Below are 19840 nucleotides of genomic sequence, written 5' to 3'. Positions count from 1 at the left end.
TGCAGTTTTGGCATGACCACCCCTCTATCGCTTCGCCGCCATGAAGGCCAGCTCGTGCTTCAGGATCTGCGGGAATTTCTGCCGGATCTTCGCCATCAGCGCCTTCTCGACCGCGTCGTTCGCGAGCGACTGCGGGATGGACGGGCCATACAACTCTTTGATCGGCAACCCAGAACGGATCGTCTTGCCGTTGCGCTTCACCTTCTTGTGCTGTTTGCCGGTTCGCTCGAACACGCCGCGGTGGCCGTTCGGCATCGTCGCAATGAACGCGTGACGCAGGACGCTGCGGCCGGCTTTCACTTGCACGCTCACACCGTTCTTGCCTTGGCGCGCGCCGTAGTTGATCAACGCAACCGGTCGGCCAGTTGATTTCAGCACGACGACCAAGCGGCTCTGAGCCGCCTTGGTGATGGAAAATGAATTCTTGATCGCGCTCGACTTGATGTTGTAGCCGGCGCCGCGGACCTCTTGCGCCGCAGCCGTTCGGGCTTGCACCGCGGTCTTGTTCAGCGCCCGGACAACCGCCTTCTGCTGTTCGCCGACGTATCGCGTCAGGCTCGCCGTGATGCCCTTCACATCGGCATTCACGCTCAGCTTCAGCATCTCAAGCCCTCAGTTTGATCCACGCGGCCGGCAGCGAACTCTCGTCGCGCGGCGCAGCGTAGAACGGAACATCGCGCATCATGCGGGACGGTGCGCCGGGCGGAAATGCCGTAAGCGACACGAGCGCGACGGCGCCTTCAGGCAGCAACGCTTCGTCAGTCGTCGCGTCGGTGATGACGGCCGCCACCTTGCGCGTCCCGTTCTGCCAGATCGAAGAGCGCACAAGCGCGTTCTCGCCGATCAGCGCGTCGGCGTCGATCTTTTTGGGTGGACGTGCCATTCATGCACCGAAAATAAAAAAGCCCGCACGTGGCGGGCGAATCCAACGACTCTCATCGTGGAGGAGACTGGTTGAAGGCTAATGCTCGCGGCCCGCATGGCGCAGTGGCCGTCTATCGACGCGCGCGGCTGGTTGCTTCACCCTCATTCAAACCAACAATCCGTTCGCCGTGGAGGCGCGCTTGGCCGGCCTTGCCAGCAGTCTTTAGCTTGAATGAGAATGCCCTTAACGACGGGCCGCCGGCGTGCTATGGACGCCTCACCCGGATCGTCAGGCCCGGCAGTGTGCTGCGACTTCAGTGGTCTTTGGCGCCGTCAACTGGTTAGCGAGGGTGGGTGCTCCTCAACCATCGGGCAAGTGCGAACCCATGCGGACTATCGCGCCGCTCTCAGCGTGGTGCTCGAACCAATCCGGGAGTACTCTGCGGCGCCGACCGCCGCGTGACTGGCTGAAGTCAATCAGGCGTCCGCTGGCGTAAAATCGACGTAGAACTTGTCGCCGTACTTGAACCGGCCGAACAGAGCCGGATTTTGGATCGTGATGTCGAGCGACGCGCACGGCGTCCAGCGCGAGAACGTGTTGTCTTCATCGCCGGTGCCGTCGGCCTCATAGTTGCGGTTTGGACCGACTGCTGCCAGTCTCAGTTGTTCGCTGACCGTGACGCTGTTGCCTTCGCCGTCCTTACCGATGTTCACGGTCACGTTCATTACCAACATCTTCGCGCGCATCGTCGTACTCATGCTTATCTCCGTTAATCTGGCGAACCAATGCAAAAAGCCCGCTCAGTGGCGGGCTTTCTCTACCGACGCCTTCGCCTCCCAACCGGGAAGCAAAAGCTCACGCGCGAGGCGGATTCGGTCATCTGTGCGGGATCATAGAACAACTTCAGCGGGTTTACAACCATCTTCGCGAACATTTTTCATCACGCGATGAGCCGTCAATTTTGAAATGCTTTTCGATAGCGCAGTGTGAGACTCAGCCAGCACCAACTCGAAACGGCGTCCACGCAGATTTGCCTTGTGGGTCTTACGCATCCGCGTTTGCACTTGCTCTGGCGACATGCGCCACACATACGTGTATTTGAGAACCCACTTCGCAACGTGATCGGGCATTGCGGCCCAAGCGGCCTCGACCAGCCAACCATCCTTCTCGACTGGGGTTACCGATGCGGGCGCGTCGCGCGCGCTGTCGCGTATCGCCACATAGAGCGCGGCCCATTGCGCGCATACGCCCGTTTGGAATTTGGGGGAACGCACGGTGAACCCCCAATTGTCGAGCCGGTGCTCCATGTTCTGAAAATCGCTCATCTATCCCCCGTGCGGTATTTGTTGCATCGAATCATGTTGAATACGTCTTGCTGTGCCTTTTGTCGGCCCTTCCGGCACATGAACTTCCTGAATCCGGGTGTGTAGTCTCGGTCCAGATCTCGACACCCGGCGCACGTTGTTTCCTGCCGCTCCTGCACGATGATCATCGGATCGCGCTGCTCGGCCAGCCTCATACACAGCCCACCGATGCGCGGTACTTCGCGTAGGGCTTGCGGATGTGCTGGTCAAACCGGGCGCGCGCCGCGGCGTCGTGATCAAGATCCGCGCGGCTCGCGACTTTGCATACAGCGCGGATGAATGTCGCAGCCATGCTCGGGCCGTTGCATGGGTTTTCCTGAATCAACCCCACCCAGTCCCAGAAGGCTTGCTCGTTCGACCACATGCCAGCCAGCTTTGCGAGTTCTCCGCCCTTGCGGCGTTCGGCCGGCGCGCTCACATGACCACCGTGTAGTGGATGCCGTGATGCATCAGCCAGTCGCCGAGCGCATGGCGCAGTTCGACGAGCTTCGGCCAGACGAACTCGACTTGAACACGGCCGTCACTCAGTACGTCGATCTGGCCGATCAGCGGACAGTCGTCGAACGAGACCAGCTTTTCCTTCGTGACGCTATCGACCCATTGGCGGCTCGACGCGGTCAACGTATCGGGGACGTCGGCGTATTGGATGTAGGCGTGTGCGCTCATGGCTTAAACCAGATCAGTGAGATGACGATCGCGATTAGCTCCAATGCCAACAGCGGAATCGTCCATGAGAAATTCGAGGCCGGCCGTGACGGGCGCGGTTGCGGAATTACGGGTTTGCCTTTCATGCCATCTCCCTCACGTCCCACTCCAGATCACCACTGGCGAGAAACGCTGCCAGCGCTTCATAGTTCGGCCCAACGTCGATCGGTATCCGACAACTACCGTCGACCTGAATTCGTGAGCTTTCGACGCGCCCAGACACATGGGCAGGCGCCTTAACGTTGGCGTAAATGTAGGAGCGACCACGTGTATAACGCTCGGTTGATCCGTACACCGGACCGAAAAGCTTGACCACCTCGAAATGTCCGCTCTCGTATTGCTGCCGTAGATGGCCCCACCGATCGATGCGACTTTCCAACGGCAAATGTCCATACACCTGCATTACGCTGCCTCCTGCATTTCAAGTCCCAACTTCACCGCGCGGACAGGCTCCCATCGCGCGTATGCCGCATTCCACAGCGCCCGCTTGTGCTCGCGCAGGAAGCGTTTTCCCTGGTCGTATTCCGCATGGCACGTCGGGCATGCCGGCACGGTGAAAACGTCTGGGGTCTTCAGGCCCATGCCCTTCCCTTCGTTGCGGTGCGCTGGCACGCTCGTGCGCGGATCGCTCGTGCAGACGCCAGGAATGCGCAGATAGCACGGCTCGTCGCGGCACGCGGCGCGCATGCGCTTGTCGTCGCCGGCCTTCGGCTTGCGCGCCTTGCGTTTGAACGCCGTTCGCACCAGCGACTGCGTGTTGCGGTCGAGCTGCTTCTTGAACGGCTTGCGTTCAAGTCGCTTGCGCGGCTTCGTAAAGGTCGAATTCCACGTCATCCGGGCACCTTCTTGAACGCCCACGACGGCGTTGCAAAAGTCGGAATAACATCGCCGTCGACAACAGGTTCAAGGATGATTGAGTAGTCCGATTTCGCCGGACCTTCGAAAAACAGGACTCGCGCACCTCGCGAGAAGTAAATCGAATGGACCGCGGCGGAGGTCATCGCGTACGAATCGCCGGTCCGATATTCCTTTTGCGCCTGCTTCCATGCGCGAATGCCGCCGGATTCACGCCGATACTTCCCCGGCTGCCCCGCATAGACGGCCTTCGTCTCTTGATACAAATCGCCAGAGGCATCGGGCGTCCAAACAACGTTCATCACTACGCCGGACAAAACCTCGCAGTGGAAGTCGAAGCGATGCGAGTGCGGAGTTATGGCTTCGTAGTGCTGGCGCGAGCACTCGAACAGCCTCACCAACCCGCGCTCAGGATGCGGCTCGCCGATGAGCCAACTCGTCAGGCCCGGTATGCCAGCGTAATTGGAGATCGGCGAGTGCTTCATGCCGTTCAGAAGCAAGAAGTCCTTCATGCGGCCACCTGAGAAATAAGAGTTGCAAACGGATCGAATCGACCGGCACGAATGCGAGTGCGCGCCTTCGAATCCTTCTGGACTAAATTAAGCGGCTTCGCGCCTGGCTTTTCCGCATCCTGCTGCGCACCAAGCGACCATTGCGCAGCGAGACCGCCGAAGACCGAGCTGCGCACCCAGCCTGATATGTGAAATTGCTTGCCGTGCCCGTCACGCAGAGTGCGGTTCACGGAGTTGACGCCCGCGCCTGTGATTTCGGCGATGCGAGCCACCGGCAGATTCGGCTGCACCTTCAACGCCGCAGCGACCGCAGGAAGCACCCACGCATAACCGGTACGCCCTTTCGTTCCGGGTGCACCGCGCAAGCCAATACGCCACGCTTCGCCGCGCGCCGCTTCGTACGAACGTCCCGGCAAACGGCGCAGCCCAATCTTGATGGCGACCGGGCTATTCCATATCTCGGCGAGAATTGACTTCTCCGCGTCGGTCCATGCCTCGGCGACGCTTAGCCTGATACCGACTTTGCTTGCATACGATTTCGCCGCGTCGTGCGTCCTGCCGGGCAAACGGCTCAATTGCGACTGCAACGTCAGACCCTTCTCGCTGATCTCACGCAGAACGGCGATTTCTGCCTCGCTCCATGCCTTGCCGCCCATTTACGCGGCCTCCTTGAACACGTGGCCCGCATCGATCCGGCCATGCACCTCCGCAATCGCTGCAACGATGGTGGCCTTCGGTACCATCGCCATCTGAGCGTCGTGAATCTCAAGCGCCTGCTTCACGTCGATCAGAGCGTCGCCGTCGAAGCCCCATCGGCCAATCTGCCGCGCGCGGTCGCGCGTGCGCACGGCGCCGTCTAGCGCGTCTTTGATAATCTCGATTTCGAGCGCAGCAAAGCCCATCTCGGCGAGCACAAGGCCGATGTTCAACGCGCAGACCACGGTCGACCAATGCTCTTCGGTGCCGCGACCATGGATCATCTCGTCGAGCGCGACGTGATACGCGATGCCGAGGTCCGTCGTCTGGTTGATGTCCATCGGTGTGCGGCGCTCGATCACGTCGAGACCAGCGGTGCGGCTGACGGCGCGCGGCCGATATGCTTTGCGGGGTTTTGTTGAGCGGCCCATCAGATTTCCTTCACGGTGATGTCGTACTTCTCGAGCATCTGTTTGCGCTTCTGGATGTAGGTTCGGTTCTTCCGCGTGGCTTCGGACTTGACATCTTCGACCACCAGCTTTCCGTCGCGGACGTATGTGAAGTCGGCCACGTACGTCGACTTGCGCTCCCATGTGCCGTCGTCGCGCTGCTTGCGCTCTGTCAGCACGAACGCGACTTGCAACCGCAGATCGCTGATTAGGCCGGCCGCCTGCTGCTGCACCAGGTGAAACCAGTGCGACCGCTCGCGCTGGCTATCGAACTTGATGCCCTCGTGCTCGCACTTCGTGTTGCGGTATTTCGCGGGCTTCTTCGGCGGCGCCATCGAAAGTGCAGGCGCCGCGAAGGGGTCGAGCGGATCGTCCAACGCGCTCGACTGCGGCGGGTTGCCAGTCAGTTCGTAGATGCGGCGTTGCGCCGTCGTCATCGATGGCCAAGGCTCCCGCACAGTCGCAGTGCCGAAGCGCCCATCTTTAATCGAGCTCTCGGGGTATCGTGGCGCAGTTGATCGCTTCGTCATCCGCGCCTCCGGACTACGGCAATCCCGATGACCTTGAACACGCACGTAACCGTTTCGGAAGCAATCAACGCGAGGAAGATCGACAACCATGGGTGCGCATCCATGAATTCGAAAATGTTCACTCTTTGCACTCCTGTTTTGCGATTGCGGCACGTACGCGGATCGCGATGGACGGCACCGGTTCGTCGTCCGTGAACAAGACGCCCATTTCCTTCGCCATTGCCTTGATGCCGCTCGCCGACTTGTCCCAGTCGCCCGATGCGCGGGTACCGTCCGGGTTGCGCTTGATCGCCATTCGCCCCTTGACGTCGCCGTAGCCTTTCGGGCTGATCAGGTAATCGAAGCCCGCGTGCGGCGGCAGATCGACCTTGTCGCGCACAGCCGGGAAATACCGCTTCCATGCCTCGGGGTCAGCAGCCAGCTTCCCCATGAACGCGCGGATCGCGCCGGCGCGCGCCTCAACGAAGACCGCCTCGTCCACCGTGCCGATACGCTCCCCGAGTGCCTGGTTAAAGGCTCGGATCACGGCAAGTTCGTCATCGGTGTACGCGGTCTGGATCTCGTCCATCCAACCGCCGGCGTTCAGCCAGGTGCCTGCGTGCGGGATGTACTGCGGGTTCTGCCACTGCTCCGAAGTCTTGGCACGCCCCAGACCTGCCATCAGGTCGTTGAAGAGCTGCTCGTCCGGGTTGCGCTTGGCAAAAGCCTTCTCTGCCGTGGTCTTCGATTTCTTCTTCGGGTATGCCGCCCAGAAAATCTCAAAGCGTTCGCGAAGCGAGCGCGAAAGGGTTTCTTTTGAAGTTGTCTTTTGGTTATGTTTTTTGGAGTTGTCTTTTGTAGGGGGTGATTCCCCTCCTGCAACAGGGTGAATCCCCCCCTCAGAATCGGGTGTATCACCCCCTGATAGGAGGGGATTCACCCCCTTAAAGCCGGGTTTATTCATCAATTTCCGGCCTTCGGGGACATTCCAAGTCGCATGCCGCTTGTTCACGCTGTACGATTTCGCATACCGGCCCTCGCCGCGCGTGATGATGTTCATCTCGACCAATTGCTCGATGGTGCGGCGAACATCAGACGGGTCGATGCCGGTCTCTTCCGCGAACTGGGTGCGCGCGATGTCATCTACGAGCTTGTTATAGCCGTATGTCTGCCACATCACGACGTCAAGGATGCAACGCTGGTATGCAGTCAGACGCGCCCACGTGATCGCACGCTGCAACTCATTGGCGACGCGCATATAGCCGTCCTCAAGCTGAGCACCACGAAACTCCGGTAGGTGAAGAATGTCTGCGAGCGCCATATCAAAACGCCTTGACCGTGATAATCAGTTCAGCCTTGGCGCGCCGCTCGATTTGGATCAGACCGTCACGCTCAAGATGACGCAGCTGCGTGCGCACGCTGGAGGAAGAAAATCCGCTCACTTCCACGAGTTTGGCAGTGGTTGTCTCGATCACACCGGTCGACATGACGGCGCCATGCGACAGGACACACAGAATCCACTTCCGCAGACCCGGCATCTTCTTGGCCATGGTGCCGTTGATGAGGTGATGGCTCATAGATGCCTCAGTGGCCGCACGGCAGATCGCCGGTCGAGGTTTGGATCGCGCCGCATGACAGGCAAGTCTTGCGTCCTTGGTGGATGGGCTCGACGCCGAGGGCTTCGCCGATTTGACAGACCTTGTGCCGCTCGAAAGCGGCAAAGGAGTCGTCTCCGTGCCATGGGCCGCCTTCATGCAGAACGGTGGTGCCGTCGAGCGAATTCCAGCCTTCAACCTCGATCTCGATACGATCGGTCGAAACGTCGACGCCGGCGGTAAGAAAGGTATTTCCGCTCATGCTGTTTTCCGGCGAACGGGGTTGATGGTGATCCCGCTAATGCGGCATTTGCGCTCCGGCCCGAACTCGATCACGCCGTCTTCACGCATCTCGTTCAGGTGCGCCGAGATCGAACTCTTCTGAATGCCGGTGCGCTCGACCAGCTCACACATTGAGAAGTCGTGTCCGGGCGCGATCGCATTAAAGATCGTCTCGCGCTGAGTCGTTGCGAACAGCGGGACCTGCTCATAAAAAGAGGCCACGGCAGTTTCTTGCTGGGCAATCTTCATGATGGGCTCCAGTTGAGGAGTACTAAATCGGGACATAAGACGCCTGGCTCGCAAGAGGCTTATGTGTCGATTCAACCCATTTGATGCGCCGGCCGGTCCGACCGGCGCCTTACTTCAGTGCTTGGTGCTCGCCGCCGATTCCTTCAGCGCGATCACGATTGCCATTCCACTTACCTCGAAGGCCTTGGCGAGCTCGGGGTCTGCCTGCGCCCGTTTCAACAATTCCTTGAGTACCGCTTCTCTATCGTCCCCCACCCGCTTCCGGGCGTCCTCAATGGCCTTTCGACCCATCTGAAGCGCCGCGTCGTCTGTCATTTCATAGGTTCTCCCGGGAAAGTACTTCCTCCATCAACGTCAACATCCCCATGCGCATGAGGTACTGCGTCACGGCATGGTTTCCAACAAGCCGTTCGAATTCCGCGATGCTCCGTGCCGGCAGATCCCGCCTCGCCTTCCCGTGCTTGTCTACGGGAGTGCGACTCAGGATTCCGGACATGTGCGAGTTAGGGATATGCAGTTCGCCGGCCAGCATGCTTTGCGTCATGCCGCGCTGCACCCGGTTTTCCCAGGCAAGTCGCACGGCATCACGGAAAGACGGGCAAGCGGAAATTGCATCTTTCGGAAGGAAACGGACGGGCGACTTGGTGCGCTCGCGTGAGCTGGTATCCAAGGGTGCAGGTGCCCTATATGGCGCATGTTGTGTCTGCATCGACTGGTCCTATTGAAAAAATCAAACGATTTACCACTGGAATTACCACTGACTACTCGGCGAAATTGAAGGGGTCCTCAGACCCCTTCGAACTACATGAACCTCGCAAACCACCTATTTCTCTTCGCGATCTCCAACCGGCGGCTGAACGTCGTCGCTCGACGCGATCGCGTCAAACCCATTCCCCCAGATGTCAGGCCGCAACTCGGGCAACGTGAAGCGCGGGTCATGCGCGACAATGCGCTTGCACAGTTCGGTTCCCGGTTTTCGAGTCCCGCGCGCGCACAGGTACAAATAGTCGACGCTTGCCTCGACCGCAGCGGCGAAAGCTTCGCGCTCAGCGGGCTTGGTCGTCTGGAAGTAGGTTCGGAGGTTCATGCCTCCATAATAGATCATTTTGATTTGCTGAAGCAAATCTTTTTGCACGTTGATCAAAATGATTGATTACACGATGATCGCGCCTATGAAGACGGTAAAAGAGATTCGCCGGGAAAACGCGCGCGCCCTCGCAACGGACGGGCCGGCTGAGTTCGCCCGAAAGATTGAGAGCACCACTCAACAAGTGAATCAAACGATCGGGCCGAACCCCACGCGGAATATTGGGGACGTTCTGGCTAGAAGGGTCGAAACGGCTTTTGGGCTGCCTACTGGATGGCTCGACGTTGAGCACACTTTCCCCGTCGGATATACGCCGATGAGCGGACTGGAGTTGGGCGTAATCGAGCATTCGCCCAATACGGCAGGCGCTAATCTTGACCTCGGCAGCAAATTGACCTCGCCGCAGCGCCTGAAAGCTGCGGTCATTCCACTGCAGGTCACATCTGAGACGCTCGCTAGCGTCACTGGCGTTGGCGCTGACGTGGCGTCCCAGTGGCTTGAGGGTGAAGGTCCCGAAATAAGCCTTACGCAGGCCGTTAAGCTTCAAAACACCTACGGGATAAATTCGGTTTGGCTGACCAAGGGAAAGGGAGATCCGGGTGTCGCAGTTCGTTTTAGTGACGAATTTCGCCCAATCCCGATTAAAGAAACAGATTGGAAACCAATTCCGGTGGTAGGCATGGCGCAGCTCGGCGACAACGGACACTGGGCAGATCTCGAATATCCAGTAGGACACGGCGACGGATACATCGACTTCCCTTCCCGTGACCCAAATGCATACGCATTGAAGTGCGTCGGCGATTCCATGCGGCCACGCATCCGGGACGGCGAATTCGTGATCGTCGAGCCAAACCACCCCATTGAGCCCGGCGACGACGTCCTTGTGAAGTCGAAAGATGGCCGGGTCATGGTAAAGACCTTCCTGTACCGGCGCGCCGGGCGCGCGCACCTTATCTCGATCAACGAGGCCCATCCTCCAATGGCGTTCGCCGACGAAGAAATCGAGAAAATGCACTATGTTGCCGCGACTGCACGCCCGTCAATGTGGCGCCCCGGCCGCTAGTCGACCGCACCAAAACTTCTAAAACTATCGTCACGAGATATGCGATAGAAAACATTGCGACCACGTAGCAAATCATTTTGCTTGTTTTAGCAAATCATTTTGATATACTTCATCTCAAGCGCTGACCGAGCGCGATCGTGACAAGTGCCCTAAGTTGAGCGGATTCTCGCGAGTCCTCTGTTCTTAGGGCGCATCTCACCAACTTCCAGAGTCCTGGAGTGAGAGATGAACGTCCGCAAAGCCATGCATCGTGCTGCAACCAAAAGCCTCGACGGCCATTGCCGTTTCGTCGCGCAGCTCGGCCGCACAGTAGTTGTTCTCTCCCTCTCTGATCTGGCCCATTGTCCGAAGGCGCGCATTCAGGTTGCCTTCGCTCGCGGCAAAGAAGTCTTGCCGCGGTGATCGGGAGACATTGAGATGAGCACCCTGCACGCCCCTGCTCCGCGCCTCACAGAAGCAACGCGCACGACCAACGAGATCGACTATTTCGTGAACGGCGGCATGACCGACGCCGAGCTCGAGCAGTATGCGCGCCGAACGACGAAGCGACCGCTGCTTTGCTTTGCCCTGCTCGCTGCGTCGCCCTTCATCGCTGAAGGCCTTTGCCAGCTTTTCGGAGCCTGGTAATGCGCGATCTCCTGAAACTCTGGACCGTCACCGTTCTGGTTATCGCTGGCTGGGCGCTTCTCGCCGGCGCACTGGATCAGGTCGACGCGCATAGCAACCGCTGCAGCGTGGTTCGCTGCACCTGATCCCGTAAAGGCTCACCAATGAACTCCTTCATGCTGGCCCAGTTAGTACTGCTTCTGATTGTGGCGTTTGTTTCCTGCTGCCTCGGGTTCATCTTGGGGAGCCTGCTCGCCACCGGAGCGCAAGCAGATCGCGGTGACCCGCTCCTGAACCACGAGTTTGAACACGAATCCGATGCGCACTGCTATCCGCGCATCGGCGACTGAATAACCCCGACTTGTGGGCGCTGTACTGGCCCACTCTTTTTGAGACTAAAAATGATCTCGATCCAGTCATCCTCGTTGAAAGAGGCCCTTAAGCGAGTCGGTCCGTCTGTGGATCGCCGCTCGCACATCACCGCGTTCCAGTCGGTGCGAATCCGCGTTGACGGTGTCGTGTTCGAAATGATCGCCGCCGGCATGGACGGCCAGGCGACATATCGCGAAGAGCGCCTCGGCGATCCTGCATTGACGATGGACATCTGCCTTCACGCCGACCGCCTCGCGCCGCTGCTGAACGTTTCTGGCGACTGGATCGACGTAACTCTGCAGAAGAACTCGCGGGCCAAATTCTCGACGGCCGGATATGCCGTCACCGTTCCGACGCTCCCCGGCGACATCCTGCCGCTCACGAAGGCCGAAGGCGACGTGATCGCCGACTTCGATGTGGTCGGCCTGTCGGAACTGGTGTCGAGCGTGGCATTCGCTGCCAATGAAAAGGACATCCGTGAGTTCTGCCGCGGCGTGTGGATCGAATCCGATGGCACGCAACTCACGGCCACGGCCACGAATGTGAATATGTTGGCGACGGCGCAGGTAACTGCCCGCGCGCCCGAGTTCTCCGTTCTCCTGCCGTCGCGGGCCGCTGAGCTGCTTGTCGACATGGAGCCGAGCCGCCTCGTCATCACGAAATCGCACCTGACGGCCTTCCACGAAAAATCCGAACTGGTGCTCAAGCCAATGGCGACGAAGCCGATCAACTGGCGCAGCGGACTGCCAGCACCGAAAAACGCCATCTCCTTCGATGCGGAACCGCTTCGCGAGGCCGTCTCGATGCATCGCTTCTATGGCGACAAGATGGGCACCGTCAAATTCACCGCCGAAGGATCGGAATGCTCGATCGACATCGCCAGTCAGGAGCACGAGGCGCACATCGACATTGATGCTGACGATGTGGTTGGCGACGAGCCGTTCAATTTCGCATTCCGCGGCGACCAGCTCGCGAAGATCCTGACGCGCGCGCCGGCGGAAACGGTCACCTTCTATTGGGATGCATCCAAGCCGCGCGCATTCCTCGTCCAAAACGGAAATTGGCGGGGCGTCGTCTCGCCGCTCATCGTGTAACGGAGGCTTTATGAATCTGATTCTCGAAGCAGCAAGCAAGCGTGCCGGTCGTGCGGCGAAGCGTGGAGATGCGCGTGCCGCTGATGCCATCGAGCTCGAATACATCAAAGGCAACGTGTCGCTGTTTTCGCGTCGTGCCGACGATGTTGTGCCGGGTGCGTGCACGCGCCTTTGCCGCGGCGCAGGCCCGAACGGCGAAACTCGCCTCGAATGGCTCCTGCCAGACGGCAAGACCGTTTATTCGGACATGGATGCGAACGTGCTCGCTGAGTTCGAGGACGACGCCTGCCGGATGCTGGTGGGCCTGAATCCGGGGCGAACTTTCGAGTTGCTCGAGGCATGACCGGTCTCGAATGTCTCGCTCTCGCCGTATTGGGCGCGATAGCGGTGGGTGTGGGGTTGGGTTTTATCAGCGCGAGAGCGCGTCGAAAGTAGTTTAACGGCGGTCCGATTGGATCGCTTTTCCAAGGAGATGCAATGCAACAGCTTCAGATTCCCCCGCTGTCCGAAGGTGAAGTTTATGTCGGCGCGATCGGCGACAAGAACGGCGATTTCCACCACGTCATCCTGCTGCCGGGCGACAACGACGAGGCCACCTTCGAAGCGCAACTTGAGTGGGCCAAGAGCATTGGCGGCGATTTGCCGAACCGCATTGAGCAAGCGATGCTTTTTGCCAACTTCCGCGATCTGTTCCAGCGGGATGCCTACTGGTCGAATACGCCGGATACCGACCCCGGCTATTCCGGCTGGGCCTGGTCTCAGTACTTCAGCACCGGCGGTCAGTTCTACTTCCGCCAGATCACCGACTTCCGCGCCCGCGCCGTCCGCAGATTGCCTATTTAACCGTTTGCCCATTTACAACGGAGCATCGCAATGACGATCACGCTTGAGGCCATCGAGGCCGAACAGTCCCGCATCAGCAAACTGATTGCAGAGTTCAAAAAGCAGCCGCGTGCAACGGAGTTCCGCATTCCTGCCGCGACGATTCCGCTCGCGCCTGGTGAGCGCTACGCCGGAATCGTGCTCGGCGAAGACGGCGAGCCGTCGCACCACCTGATTTTGCTTCCCGGCGATGTCGACGATGTCTCGTGGCAAGACGCCAAGGCATGGGCTACTGAACAAGGTGGCGAACTGCCGACGCGACGCGAGCAGTCGTTGCTTTTTGCAAACCTGAAAAGCGAGTTCGAAGAGCGGGCGTACTGGTCGGCCGAACAGCACGAAACTGAGTCCGGCTGGGCCTGGTTTCAGTACTTCGACGACGGCGGTCAGCGCTACTACCCCCAGGGCAACGAGTTCCGCGCCCGCGCCGTCCGCAGATTTATTCCTTCAGTAATTTGACTATTTAAATCACCGTGGCCCTACACACCCAACTCCCGATTTATCGAGCAGCCTACGCGTTGCTCGATAGCGTCACCGACATGGTCAAGAACATGCCGCGCGACTTCAAGCGCTCTATTGGCGAGAAGATCAGTGCGGAATGCATCGAGATCATGGTTCTGGTGTTTCGCGCGAATGTGGCAGTCGACAAGTCGATGCACCTGACAGAGTTGCTCGAACGCCTTCAGGTGATCGAGTTGCTCTTGCGTCTTGGTATGGACAAGCGCCTCATCTCGCGCGCCGCATATGCCGGATCCGTTGAACAGACGACCAGCATCGGAAAGCAGGCTAACGGGTGGAAGAACGCCGCACATCGCCCGCTTCGTGGAGGTCAAGGCCGCCATGACTGAGCGATCAATCAATCTGGTCGTGCCGCTGGCTCACAAGGCCACCGCCATGCGCATCGCAGATACCGGCCGCCGGTGTGCGGCACGGTCTGGCGCAGTTTCCCCACTGAGCAATCGGTCGGGCGACGTAGATAGCACGATATTTCCGGCTGGGCCTGGTATCAGAACTTCAACAACGGCAATCAGAACTACAACCACCAGAACAACGAGTTCCGCGCCCGCGCCGTCCGCAGATCGAGAACCGCTTTCGTTTGCCGAACTCGTCGAGGCATATCTCGACTGCCGGCGCACGAAGCGCAACAGCAATGCTGCACTCGCGTTCGAGCTTCGGCTCGAGCGCAATCTGAGAAGGCTCTACGACGAGCTGGTCGACGGAAGCTATTTGCCGGGCCGCTCGAAGTGTTTCGTCATCACGCGACCGAAGCCGCGCGAAGTATGGGCGGCCGCGTTTCGCGATCGCATTGTGCATCACCTGATTTACAACAAGATCGGACCTCGCTTCGAGCGCTCGTTCATTGCGGACTCGTGCGCTTGCATCCCGGGCCGCGGCACGCTATATGCCGCACGACGCCTCGAAGCAAAGGTGCGCTCAATCACGCAGAACTGGTCGCGGTCCGCGTATTACCTGAAGTGCGACCTCGCGAACTTCTTCGTCAGCATCGACAAGCAGATCGTATTGGACCTGTTGCTGACGAGGATCCGCGAGCCGTTCTGGGCCGAGTTGACCGAGCTCGTGCTGATGCACGATCCACGCACCGACTTCGAATTCCGGGGCGATCGCGCTTCGCTCGAACGCGTTCCGCAGCACAAACGCTTGATGGAGCAGACCACAGATCGTGGGTTGCCGATCGGCAACCTGTCGAGCCAGTTCTTCGCCAACGTCTATCTCGACGTGCTCGACCAGCGAGCGAAGCACCTGCTCGGCGCCCGGCAATACGTCCGGTACGTGGATGACTTTATTTTCCTCCATGAGTCGCCGGCGTGGCTGAACGCGGTACTGGCCGACGTCACCGCGTTTCTTCCGGAGCGTCTGGGCGTGCAGATCAATCCGAAGAAAACGATCTTGCAGCCGATCGCGCGCGGCATCGATTTTGTTGGACACGTTATCAAACCGTGGAGCCGCTCGACGCGGCGCCGCACGGTCAATGAGGCGACTCGCCGAGTAGCCGCGGTCGATTCAGACGATTTTCTCGCAGTGTCGAACAGCTATTTTGGTCTGCTGGGACAGGCGCCTAGCAGCCACCTAGACCGCGCGAAGCTGGCGAACGCAGTGCGCCGTCGCGGACACGCCGTCAATCGGCAACTGACAAAAACTTATCGAGGCAGCAAATGAGCATCAAAGAACGTCCGATCCTCTTCAGCGGCCCGATGGTGCGCGCTTTGCTCGACGGCAGCAAGACTCAGACGCGGCGCATCGTGAAGCCGCAGCCGTGGCCAAGCGCTCGCAGCGGGCATTACCACCCTTCCTGCCCGAGCGGATCTGGAGGGATTCACCCGGCCAGCGCGATCTTTTCCGAGCGCGAAACCTTCGATCCTCCTTGGGCCGCCCCTCAACCGATCACGTGCCCGTTTGGCGAGCCCGGTGACCGTCTGTGGGTGCGCGAGACGCATGACGTCAATCGCCTCGGCGTCGAGACATTCCAGAACGGTCGAGAGCGCTTCTATGCCGGCATCGCCTACAAGGCCGACGACGGACGGCATGAGGCCGACATCACCGAGCGCCTTTATCAAACGCTCGATCAGACCGAGAGCCGCGGCTGGACACCGTCCATCCACATGCCGCGCTGGGCGTCGCGCATCACGCTCGAAGTCACCGGCGTTCGCGTCGAGCGGTTGCAGGACATCAGCGAAGCCGATGCGGCCGCTGAGGGCGTCGAGAGTCTGCGCAATGAAGGCGAGTACTGGAAAAACTATCTGGAGTCGACCGCCGACTGCGACGCACTGATCTGTCTGAGCGCGCGCGAATCATTCCGCACGCTTTGGGACAGCCTCGCCGCGCCGGGTTCCGACTGGAACGCAAATTCGTGGGTCTGGGTCGTCGAGTTCAAGCGAGTCACGTAAATGACCGGCTACCTAATGTTCGCTCTCGCCGTATTAGGCGCGATAGCGGTGGGTGTGGGTCTTGGTTTGTTGCATGCATGGAGGCGCAAGTGAGCTTTGATTACATCCAGAAGTACTACGGCGTGCCCGCTGAGCGTGGCCGCCAAGTGACCTGCTACGGCGAGCGCGGCGTGATCGTCGGCGCCGATGGCCATTACCTGTGCGTCGTAATTGACGGCGACAAGAGCGAGGAAGAACGCCGCTATCACCCAACGGACAAGGTCGTCTACGGCGACATCGTGGATGTTCCGGCGCTGCGCGAATGGAAGTGTCTTGCGCCCTGGCGAGACGAATGGGAATCGGATGCGTGGTTCACCGAGACAGCTAGCACACGCAGCAAAGCCCGATACAAGGCGTTCATTGCTCTTAGCGAATGCGCCGACCTCCAAGGAAAAGACCTGATCCGCATCCGCGTGAAGGCCGTGCCGAGGCTGCGGAATCTGCCGCGCACCGAGTCGACGCCCGAAGACGACGACGTGCCCTTCTAGGCATATCTGCCAAACGAATAAACGGCGTTTATGCGCCACACGAATAAACCCTTCTATTGAGGCGAGTATGGGCGAGCAACAGCAAAGATTCGAGCTTCACACCGGTGACTGCATGGAAGTGATGCGATCGCTGGGTGATGCGTCGATCGATGCCATCGTTACCGACCCGCCGTACCACCTGACGCAAGTTTCGCGTGGCGGTCACGCACGCACGAACAATCCCGACATGCCGCACGGACGGCACCGCATCGGCGACAAGGGATTCATGGGCAAAGTATGGGATGGCGGCGACATCGCGCACCGGGTCGAGATGTGGTCAGAGTGCCTGCGTGTACTCAAGCCCGGCGGTCATCTGCTCGCGTTTGCTGGGTCGCGCACGTATCACCGCATGACTTGTGCGATCGAGGATGCCGGTTTCGAGATTCGCGACCAGATCATGTGGATCTATGGCAGCGGATTCCCGAAGTCAAAAAATCTCGACGGGGATTGGGACGGCTGGGGATCGGCGCTCAAGCCGTCGCACGAACCCATCTGTATGGCGCGCAAGCCGCTGATCGGCACCGTCGCGGCGAATGTCGAACTGCACGGTACCGGCGCATTGAATATTGATGCCTGCCGCGTGCACGCCGACGATGCTCAAGGCGGCGAATACGTCGTGAAGCGCTTTGCGCCGGGCGCGTCGGTTGTCGCCGATGGCAACTGGAAACAGGACGTCGAGTTCCGCGGCGAGATGAAAGTAGGCCGTTGGCCAGCGAACGTGATTCACGACGGTTCGCCAGAAGTACTCGAGCAATTCCCTGACGCGCCCGGCCAACTTGCGGACGCGAGCAGCAGCAGCAGCAGCAGCAGCAGGAAAACCCAGAACGTCTATGGCGCCATGGCACGCGGCAACGGCCGCGACGGCGAGGCTTCCGCGAACGCGACCTATTCCACTGTTGGCGGAACGAACTTCGCCATGAAGCCCGGTGCGCGCCGGCTCGATAGTGGGTCCGCCGCTCGGTTCTTCTACTGTGCGAAGGCCTCGCGCGCGGATAGGAATGAAGGGCTTGAAAACCCGGGTCCGCAGTTCAAGAAAGGCTCGACGATGCGCGACTATGAAGTCGCAGCGGCTTCTGGTGAGCTGAGAGGCAACACTCATCCGACAGTCAAGCCAACCGATCTGATGGCGTACCTCTGCCGCCTAGTGACGCCGCAAGGCGGCTTGGTGCTGGACCCGTTCATGGGATCGGGGAGCACTGGCAAGGCCGCAATGCGCGAAGGGTTCCGTTTTATCGGGATCGACATGACGCCGGAATACGTCGAGATCGCCCGCGCGCGCATTTCCCATGAACTTGAGTTCGTCACTGAGCAGCAGCGGATCGCCGCCGCCCAGGGCGATCTGTTCGCCGCCTAATCATCCGCGCAGCGCGCGAAGCAATCGAATAGGACAACATCATGAGCGATACCACTAAAGATGCAGTGCCGCTGAGCGACGCCGAAATTAAAGCATGCGCCCTGATGATTAAGGGCATCTGCATGACACGACCTCAAGAAGAATGGTCATCAAACATTGAATCGCGTATCCGGTTCATGCTGAGCCGCTCCCCCGCCCAAGTGCAGGCAGAGGCGGTGCGGGCTCCGGACATCTACGTTTGGTTCGCCGAGCCCAAGCCAGTATATGGCAGCGATGGTGAGAGGTTTATCCGTGCATGGACCAATGACGCCAGTAAGGTCGACCGGCTGCGCAAAGCGATCGGGCATGAGCCGACTCGTTACCGTGCCGCCCCATCTACCGGTGACCAGTCATGAAACAAAAAGACCTTTATGAGGCAGTGGCAAGAGAATACCAAGTGCCACTTATCCTCGTAGTCAAAATTATAAAGAAATACAAAAAGATACGTCATGCAGCGGCTAAAGCTGATTATGAGAGCACCATAGCGGAAGAGACAACGCGCCTAGCTCACGACATTATCGACGGCAGTCTGTCATGACCGCCACCCAGCCCGAAGGATTGGATATGACCTCACTGACTGATGAACAGATTGACGCGCTTGCACGCGAACACAGAATCTATGTCAAGCGCGGGGAAGAGACGATTTTCCATGGCCTCAATACACTAACGAAAATTCGTGCGTTCGCCCGCGCCCTGCTCGCTGCCGCGCCAGCGCAATCGGCGGTGCCGGTGGCGTGGCGGGCACCGAATCTTTCCGGGTCCGGGGATATATGGGCTTATCGTGACGCAGACGATCGTTTCGAAGGCGTGAACGGCGAGCCAACTGGTGAGGCGCTTTATACCGCCCCGCAGCCCTCTCCGACTGCCGTGGTGCTGGACGAGCGGGGCCAGGACAAGTAAATCGATTTAGAGCGTTGTACTTCGCATTACCACCTACCGGCGCGGAAAGGCCCGGCAGGGCTGGGCGATGCGCGGCAGGGCACGGCGAGGCGAGGTGCCACAGCAGTGTGTGGCGGGTTGGGGATTGGAAACAGTCCCCTTCCCGAGACACATGGCGAGGGTTTCGAAATGGAGAATGGAAATGACGGTAACGACGAAATCGGATACGAGGCTGGACAAGGTAACTCGGACGGTAGTGCTCCGGGGAATCAGGGACATCATGTTCGACCGGTACGCCGGCGACAACAAGACGAAGCTGGAATGGCATCAGAAGATTTATCAGGTGCCAGGCACGGACATTTTATGTCTACCGGCCATCAATATTGTGTCGTTTCTAACAGCGCACAACACGAACAGCGCACCGAAGCGGTTGAGGGACAAGCGAGCCTATAAGGACATCGCGAATGCCTGTCTGAGCTTCACCAGCGTCAACGGCCATCCGAATAACCCCAACTACGTGCCCATTCTGCGCGATGGCGTACCGATCCGCGTCGGCAAGTTTGAGGATGACCGTGAACCTCAGACGGGTATCTATTTGCACCGCTCCGTAGCGCGTCTCGACAAGGGCATCCCGAACCCAAAGGAGCGGCCGGTGCTTCCTATGCCTTGGTCTATTGAGTTCACTTTGGACATCCATCCGAACAAGGAGATCAAAGAGCAGGAAATCCGTAACTTGGTTGAGGAAGGTGGTTTGGCTATCGGGCTCGGAACGTTCCGCGGCGTTTTTGGGAAATTTGTAATTGATGCGTGGGAGTGAACATGAACACTATGACCGTCGCGCGTCCGGCAAGCGGAGAGACAGAATGACTTCAACTACGCCATTTGCGCAAGCTGCCATTTGCGCCATGACCGGG

The 19840-nt window shown here is 59.4% G+C and carries 37 protein-coding genes; 19 read left to right on the top strand and 18 right to left on the bottom strand.

Annotation, left to right across the window (positions count from 1 at the left end):
- Positions 1 to 24: 24 nt before the first annotated feature.
- The 18 genes from P0D71_RS00505 to P0D71_RS00420 form a co-directional block, all read right to left on the bottom strand.
- Positions 25 to 603, bottom strand: coding sequence for a phage tail protein (locus P0D71_RS00505; RefSeq protein WP_408478742.1), 579 nt, complete (start codon positions 601 to 603; stop codon positions 25 to 27).
- 1 nt (position 604) lies between these two features.
- Positions 605 to 883 carry a hypothetical protein gene (locus tag P0D71_RS00500; RefSeq protein WP_408478740.1) on the bottom strand — a complete coding sequence of 93 codons (279 nt, stop codon included), beginning with the start codon at positions 881 to 883 and terminating at the stop codon, positions 605 to 607.
- Positions 884 to 1341: 458 nt separating this feature from the next.
- Positions 1342 to 1623 (bottom strand): hypothetical protein, encoded by a 282-nt coding sequence (locus tag P0D71_RS00495; RefSeq protein WP_408478739.1) that lies wholly within the window; start codon positions 1621 to 1623, stop codon positions 1342 to 1344.
- 132 nt (positions 1624 to 1755) lie between these two features.
- Positions 1756 to 2190 carry a hypothetical protein gene (locus P0D71_RS00490; RefSeq protein WP_408478737.1) on the bottom strand — a complete coding sequence of 145 codons (435 nt, stop codon included), beginning with the start codon at positions 2188 to 2190 and terminating at the stop codon, positions 1756 to 1758.
- A 190-nt stretch (positions 2191 to 2380) separates the two neighbouring features.
- Entirely contained in the window at positions 2381 to 2647 is a 267-nt protein-coding gene (locus tag P0D71_RS00485) for a hypothetical protein (RefSeq protein WP_408478735.1), read from the bottom strand.
- Entirely contained in the window at positions 2644 to 2895 is a 252-nt protein-coding gene (locus P0D71_RS00480) for a phage portal protein (RefSeq protein WP_408478733.1), read from the bottom strand. Before P0D71_RS00480 ends, P0D71_RS00485 begins: the two co-directional genes overlap by 4 nt.
- Before the next feature lie 121 nt (positions 2896 to 3016).
- Positions 3017 to 3337, bottom strand: a complete 321-nt coding sequence (locus tag P0D71_RS00475) for a hypothetical protein (protein ID WP_408478731.1) — start codon at positions 3335 to 3337, stop codon at positions 3017 to 3019.
- A complete protein-coding gene (locus P0D71_RS00470) occupies positions 3337 to 3768 on the bottom strand; it encodes a nuclease domain-containing protein (RefSeq protein ID WP_408478729.1) in 432 nt (143 codons plus the stop codon). The genes P0D71_RS00475 and P0D71_RS00470 overlap by 1 nt, the downstream gene beginning before the upstream one ends.
- Positions 3765 to 4301 carry a hypothetical protein gene (locus P0D71_RS00465; protein WP_408478727.1) on the bottom strand — a complete coding sequence of 179 codons (537 nt, stop codon included), beginning with the start codon at positions 4299 to 4301 and terminating at the stop codon, positions 3765 to 3767. Before P0D71_RS00465 ends, P0D71_RS00470 begins: the two co-directional genes overlap by 4 nt.
- Entirely contained in the window at positions 4298 to 4957 is a 660-nt protein-coding gene (locus P0D71_RS00460; protein WP_408478725.1) for a hypothetical protein, read from the bottom strand. Before P0D71_RS00460 ends, P0D71_RS00465 begins: the two co-directional genes overlap by 4 nt.
- Positions 4958 to 5428 (bottom strand): hypothetical protein, encoded by a 471-nt coding sequence (locus P0D71_RS00455; protein WP_408478723.1) that lies wholly within the window; start codon positions 5426 to 5428, stop codon positions 4958 to 4960.
- Positions 5428 to 6066: a DUF1064 domain-containing protein gene (locus tag P0D71_RS00450; RefSeq protein WP_408478721.1), complete on the bottom strand. Its 639-nt coding sequence runs from the start codon at positions 6064 to 6066 to the stop codon at positions 5428 to 5430. Before P0D71_RS00450 ends, P0D71_RS00455 begins: the two co-directional genes overlap by 1 nt.
- Positions 6067 to 6094: 28 nt before the next feature.
- Complete coding sequence (locus P0D71_RS00445) at positions 6095 to 7276, bottom strand: replication protein (protein ID WP_408478719.1); 1182 nt, start codon at positions 7274 to 7276, stop codon at positions 6095 to 6097.
- 1 nt (position 7277) lies between these two features.
- Positions 7278 to 7532: a hypothetical protein gene (locus tag P0D71_RS00440; protein WP_408478717.1), complete on the bottom strand. Its 255-nt coding sequence runs from the start codon at positions 7530 to 7532 to the stop codon at positions 7278 to 7280.
- A 7-nt stretch (positions 7533 to 7539) separates the two neighbouring features.
- The gene (locus P0D71_RS00435; protein WP_408478715.1) at positions 7540 to 7812 is read right to left on the bottom strand and encodes a hypothetical protein; all 273 of its coding nucleotides are present in this window, start codon (positions 7810 to 7812) and stop codon (positions 7540 to 7542) included.
- Positions 7809 to 8081, bottom strand: a complete 273-nt coding sequence (locus P0D71_RS00430) for a MarR family transcriptional regulator (RefSeq protein ID WP_408478713.1) — start codon at positions 8079 to 8081, stop codon at positions 7809 to 7811. Before P0D71_RS00430 ends, P0D71_RS00435 begins: the two co-directional genes overlap by 4 nt.
- Before the next feature lie 114 nt (positions 8082 to 8195).
- Positions 8196 to 8396: a BAR domain-containing protein gene (locus P0D71_RS00425; RefSeq protein ID WP_408478711.1), complete on the bottom strand. Its 201-nt coding sequence runs from the start codon at positions 8394 to 8396 to the stop codon at positions 8196 to 8198.
- Position 8397: 1 nt separating this feature from the next.
- The gene (locus tag P0D71_RS00420; protein ID WP_408478709.1) at positions 8398 to 8751 is read right to left on the bottom strand and encodes an XRE family transcriptional regulator; all 354 of its coding nucleotides are present in this window, start codon (positions 8749 to 8751) and stop codon (positions 8398 to 8400) included.
- Between the two features lie 135 nt (positions 8752 to 8886).
- Between P0D71_RS00420 and P0D71_RS00415 the strand changes: the two genes are divergently transcribed.
- The 19 genes from P0D71_RS00415 (at position 8887) to P0D71_RS00325 (ending at position 19743) form a co-directional block, all read left to right on the top strand.
- Entirely contained in the window at positions 8887 to 9234 is a 348-nt protein-coding gene (locus P0D71_RS00415; protein WP_408478707.1) for a hypothetical protein, read from the top strand.
- On the top strand, positions 9227 to 10231 hold the full coding sequence (locus tag P0D71_RS00410) for a S24 family peptidase (RefSeq protein WP_408478705.1): 1005 nt from the start codon (positions 9227 to 9229) through the stop codon (positions 10229 to 10231). The genes P0D71_RS00415 and P0D71_RS00410 overlap by 8 nt, the downstream gene beginning before the upstream one ends.
- Positions 10232 to 10456: 225 nt before the next feature.
- Complete coding sequence (locus tag P0D71_RS00405; RefSeq protein WP_179742905.1) at positions 10457 to 10633, top strand: hypothetical protein; 177 nt, start codon at positions 10457 to 10459, stop codon at positions 10631 to 10633.
- A 15-nt stretch (positions 10634 to 10648) separates the two neighbouring features.
- Entirely contained in the window at positions 10649 to 10858 is a 210-nt protein-coding gene (locus tag P0D71_RS00400; RefSeq protein ID WP_408478703.1) for a hypothetical protein, read from the top strand.
- The gene (locus P0D71_RS00395; RefSeq protein WP_408478701.1) at positions 10858 to 10983 is read left to right on the top strand and encodes a hypothetical protein; all 126 of its coding nucleotides are present in this window, start codon (positions 10858 to 10860) and stop codon (positions 10981 to 10983) included. Before P0D71_RS00400 ends, P0D71_RS00395 begins: the two co-directional genes overlap by 1 nt.
- 18 nt (positions 10984 to 11001) lie before the next feature.
- The gene (locus P0D71_RS00390) at positions 11002 to 11187 is read left to right on the top strand and encodes a hypothetical protein (protein WP_408478700.1); all 186 of its coding nucleotides are present in this window, start codon (positions 11002 to 11004) and stop codon (positions 11185 to 11187) included.
- A 51-nt stretch (positions 11188 to 11238) separates the two neighbouring features.
- Positions 11239 to 12303, top strand: a complete 1065-nt coding sequence (locus tag P0D71_RS00385) for a hypothetical protein (protein WP_408478698.1) — start codon at positions 11239 to 11241, stop codon at positions 12301 to 12303.
- A gap of 10 nt (positions 12304 to 12313) precedes the next feature.
- Entirely contained in the window at positions 12314 to 12646 is a 333-nt protein-coding gene (locus P0D71_RS00380; RefSeq protein ID WP_408478696.1) for a hypothetical protein, read from the top strand.
- A gap of 134 nt (positions 12647 to 12780) precedes the next feature.
- Positions 12781 to 13146 (top strand): Lcl C-terminal domain-containing protein, encoded by a 366-nt coding sequence (locus P0D71_RS00375; RefSeq protein WP_408478694.1) that lies wholly within the window; start codon positions 12781 to 12783, stop codon positions 13144 to 13146.
- A 30-nt stretch (positions 13147 to 13176) separates the two neighbouring features.
- Positions 13177 to 13641 (top strand): Lcl C-terminal domain-containing protein, encoded by a 465-nt coding sequence (locus tag P0D71_RS00370; RefSeq protein WP_408478692.1) that lies wholly within the window; start codon positions 13177 to 13179, stop codon positions 13639 to 13641.
- A 14-nt stretch (positions 13642 to 13655) separates the two neighbouring features.
- A complete protein-coding gene (locus tag P0D71_RS00365; RefSeq protein ID WP_408478690.1) occupies positions 13656 to 14030 on the top strand; it encodes a four helix bundle protein in 375 nt (124 codons plus the stop codon).
- Positions 14023 to 15360, top strand: a complete 1338-nt coding sequence (locus P0D71_RS00360; protein ID WP_459252298.1) for an RNA-directed DNA polymerase — start codon at positions 14023 to 14025, stop codon at positions 15358 to 15360. Before P0D71_RS00365 ends, P0D71_RS00360 begins: the two co-directional genes overlap by 8 nt.
- A 2-nt stretch (positions 15361 to 15362) precedes the next feature.
- Positions 15363 to 16088 (top strand): hypothetical protein, encoded by a 726-nt coding sequence (locus P0D71_RS00355; RefSeq protein WP_408479140.1) that lies wholly within the window; start codon positions 15363 to 15365, stop codon positions 16086 to 16088.
- A gap of 77 nt (positions 16089 to 16165) precedes the next feature.
- Positions 16166 to 16615 (top strand): hypothetical protein, encoded by a 450-nt coding sequence (locus tag P0D71_RS00350; RefSeq protein WP_408478688.1) that lies wholly within the window; start codon positions 16166 to 16168, stop codon positions 16613 to 16615.
- Positions 16616 to 16682: 67 nt separating this feature from the next.
- Entirely contained in the window at positions 16683 to 18008 is a 1326-nt protein-coding gene (locus P0D71_RS00345) for a DNA-methyltransferase (protein WP_408478686.1), read from the top strand.
- A 41-nt stretch (positions 18009 to 18049) separates the two neighbouring features.
- Complete coding sequence (locus P0D71_RS00340; protein WP_408478684.1) at positions 18050 to 18403, top strand: hypothetical protein; 354 nt, start codon at positions 18050 to 18052, stop codon at positions 18401 to 18403.
- Positions 18400 to 18585, top strand: coding sequence for a hypothetical protein (locus P0D71_RS00335; protein WP_408478682.1), 186 nt, complete (start codon positions 18400 to 18402; stop codon positions 18583 to 18585). The genes P0D71_RS00340 and P0D71_RS00335 overlap by 4 nt, the downstream gene beginning before the upstream one ends.
- Positions 18582 to 18947 (top strand): hypothetical protein, encoded by a 366-nt coding sequence (locus P0D71_RS00330; RefSeq protein WP_408478680.1) that lies wholly within the window; start codon positions 18582 to 18584, stop codon positions 18945 to 18947. The genes P0D71_RS00335 and P0D71_RS00330 overlap by 4 nt, the downstream gene beginning before the upstream one ends.
- 181 nt (positions 18948 to 19128) lie before the next feature.
- Positions 19129 to 19743 carry a hypothetical protein gene (locus tag P0D71_RS00325; RefSeq protein WP_408478678.1) on the top strand — a complete coding sequence of 205 codons (615 nt, stop codon included), beginning with the start codon at positions 19129 to 19131 and terminating at the stop codon, positions 19741 to 19743.
- The last annotated feature ends 97 nt before the right edge of the window (positions 19744 to 19840 follow it).

This window comes from Paraburkholderia sp. RL17-383-BIF-A, from assembly GCF_046028015.1.
In the GTDB taxonomy this organism is placed as follows: Bacteria; Pseudomonadota; Gammaproteobacteria; order Burkholderiales; family Burkholderiaceae; genus Paraburkholderia.
The sequence above is the reverse complement of the archived record's forward strand: the minus strand, read 5'-3'. Positions and strand labels throughout refer to the sequence as shown.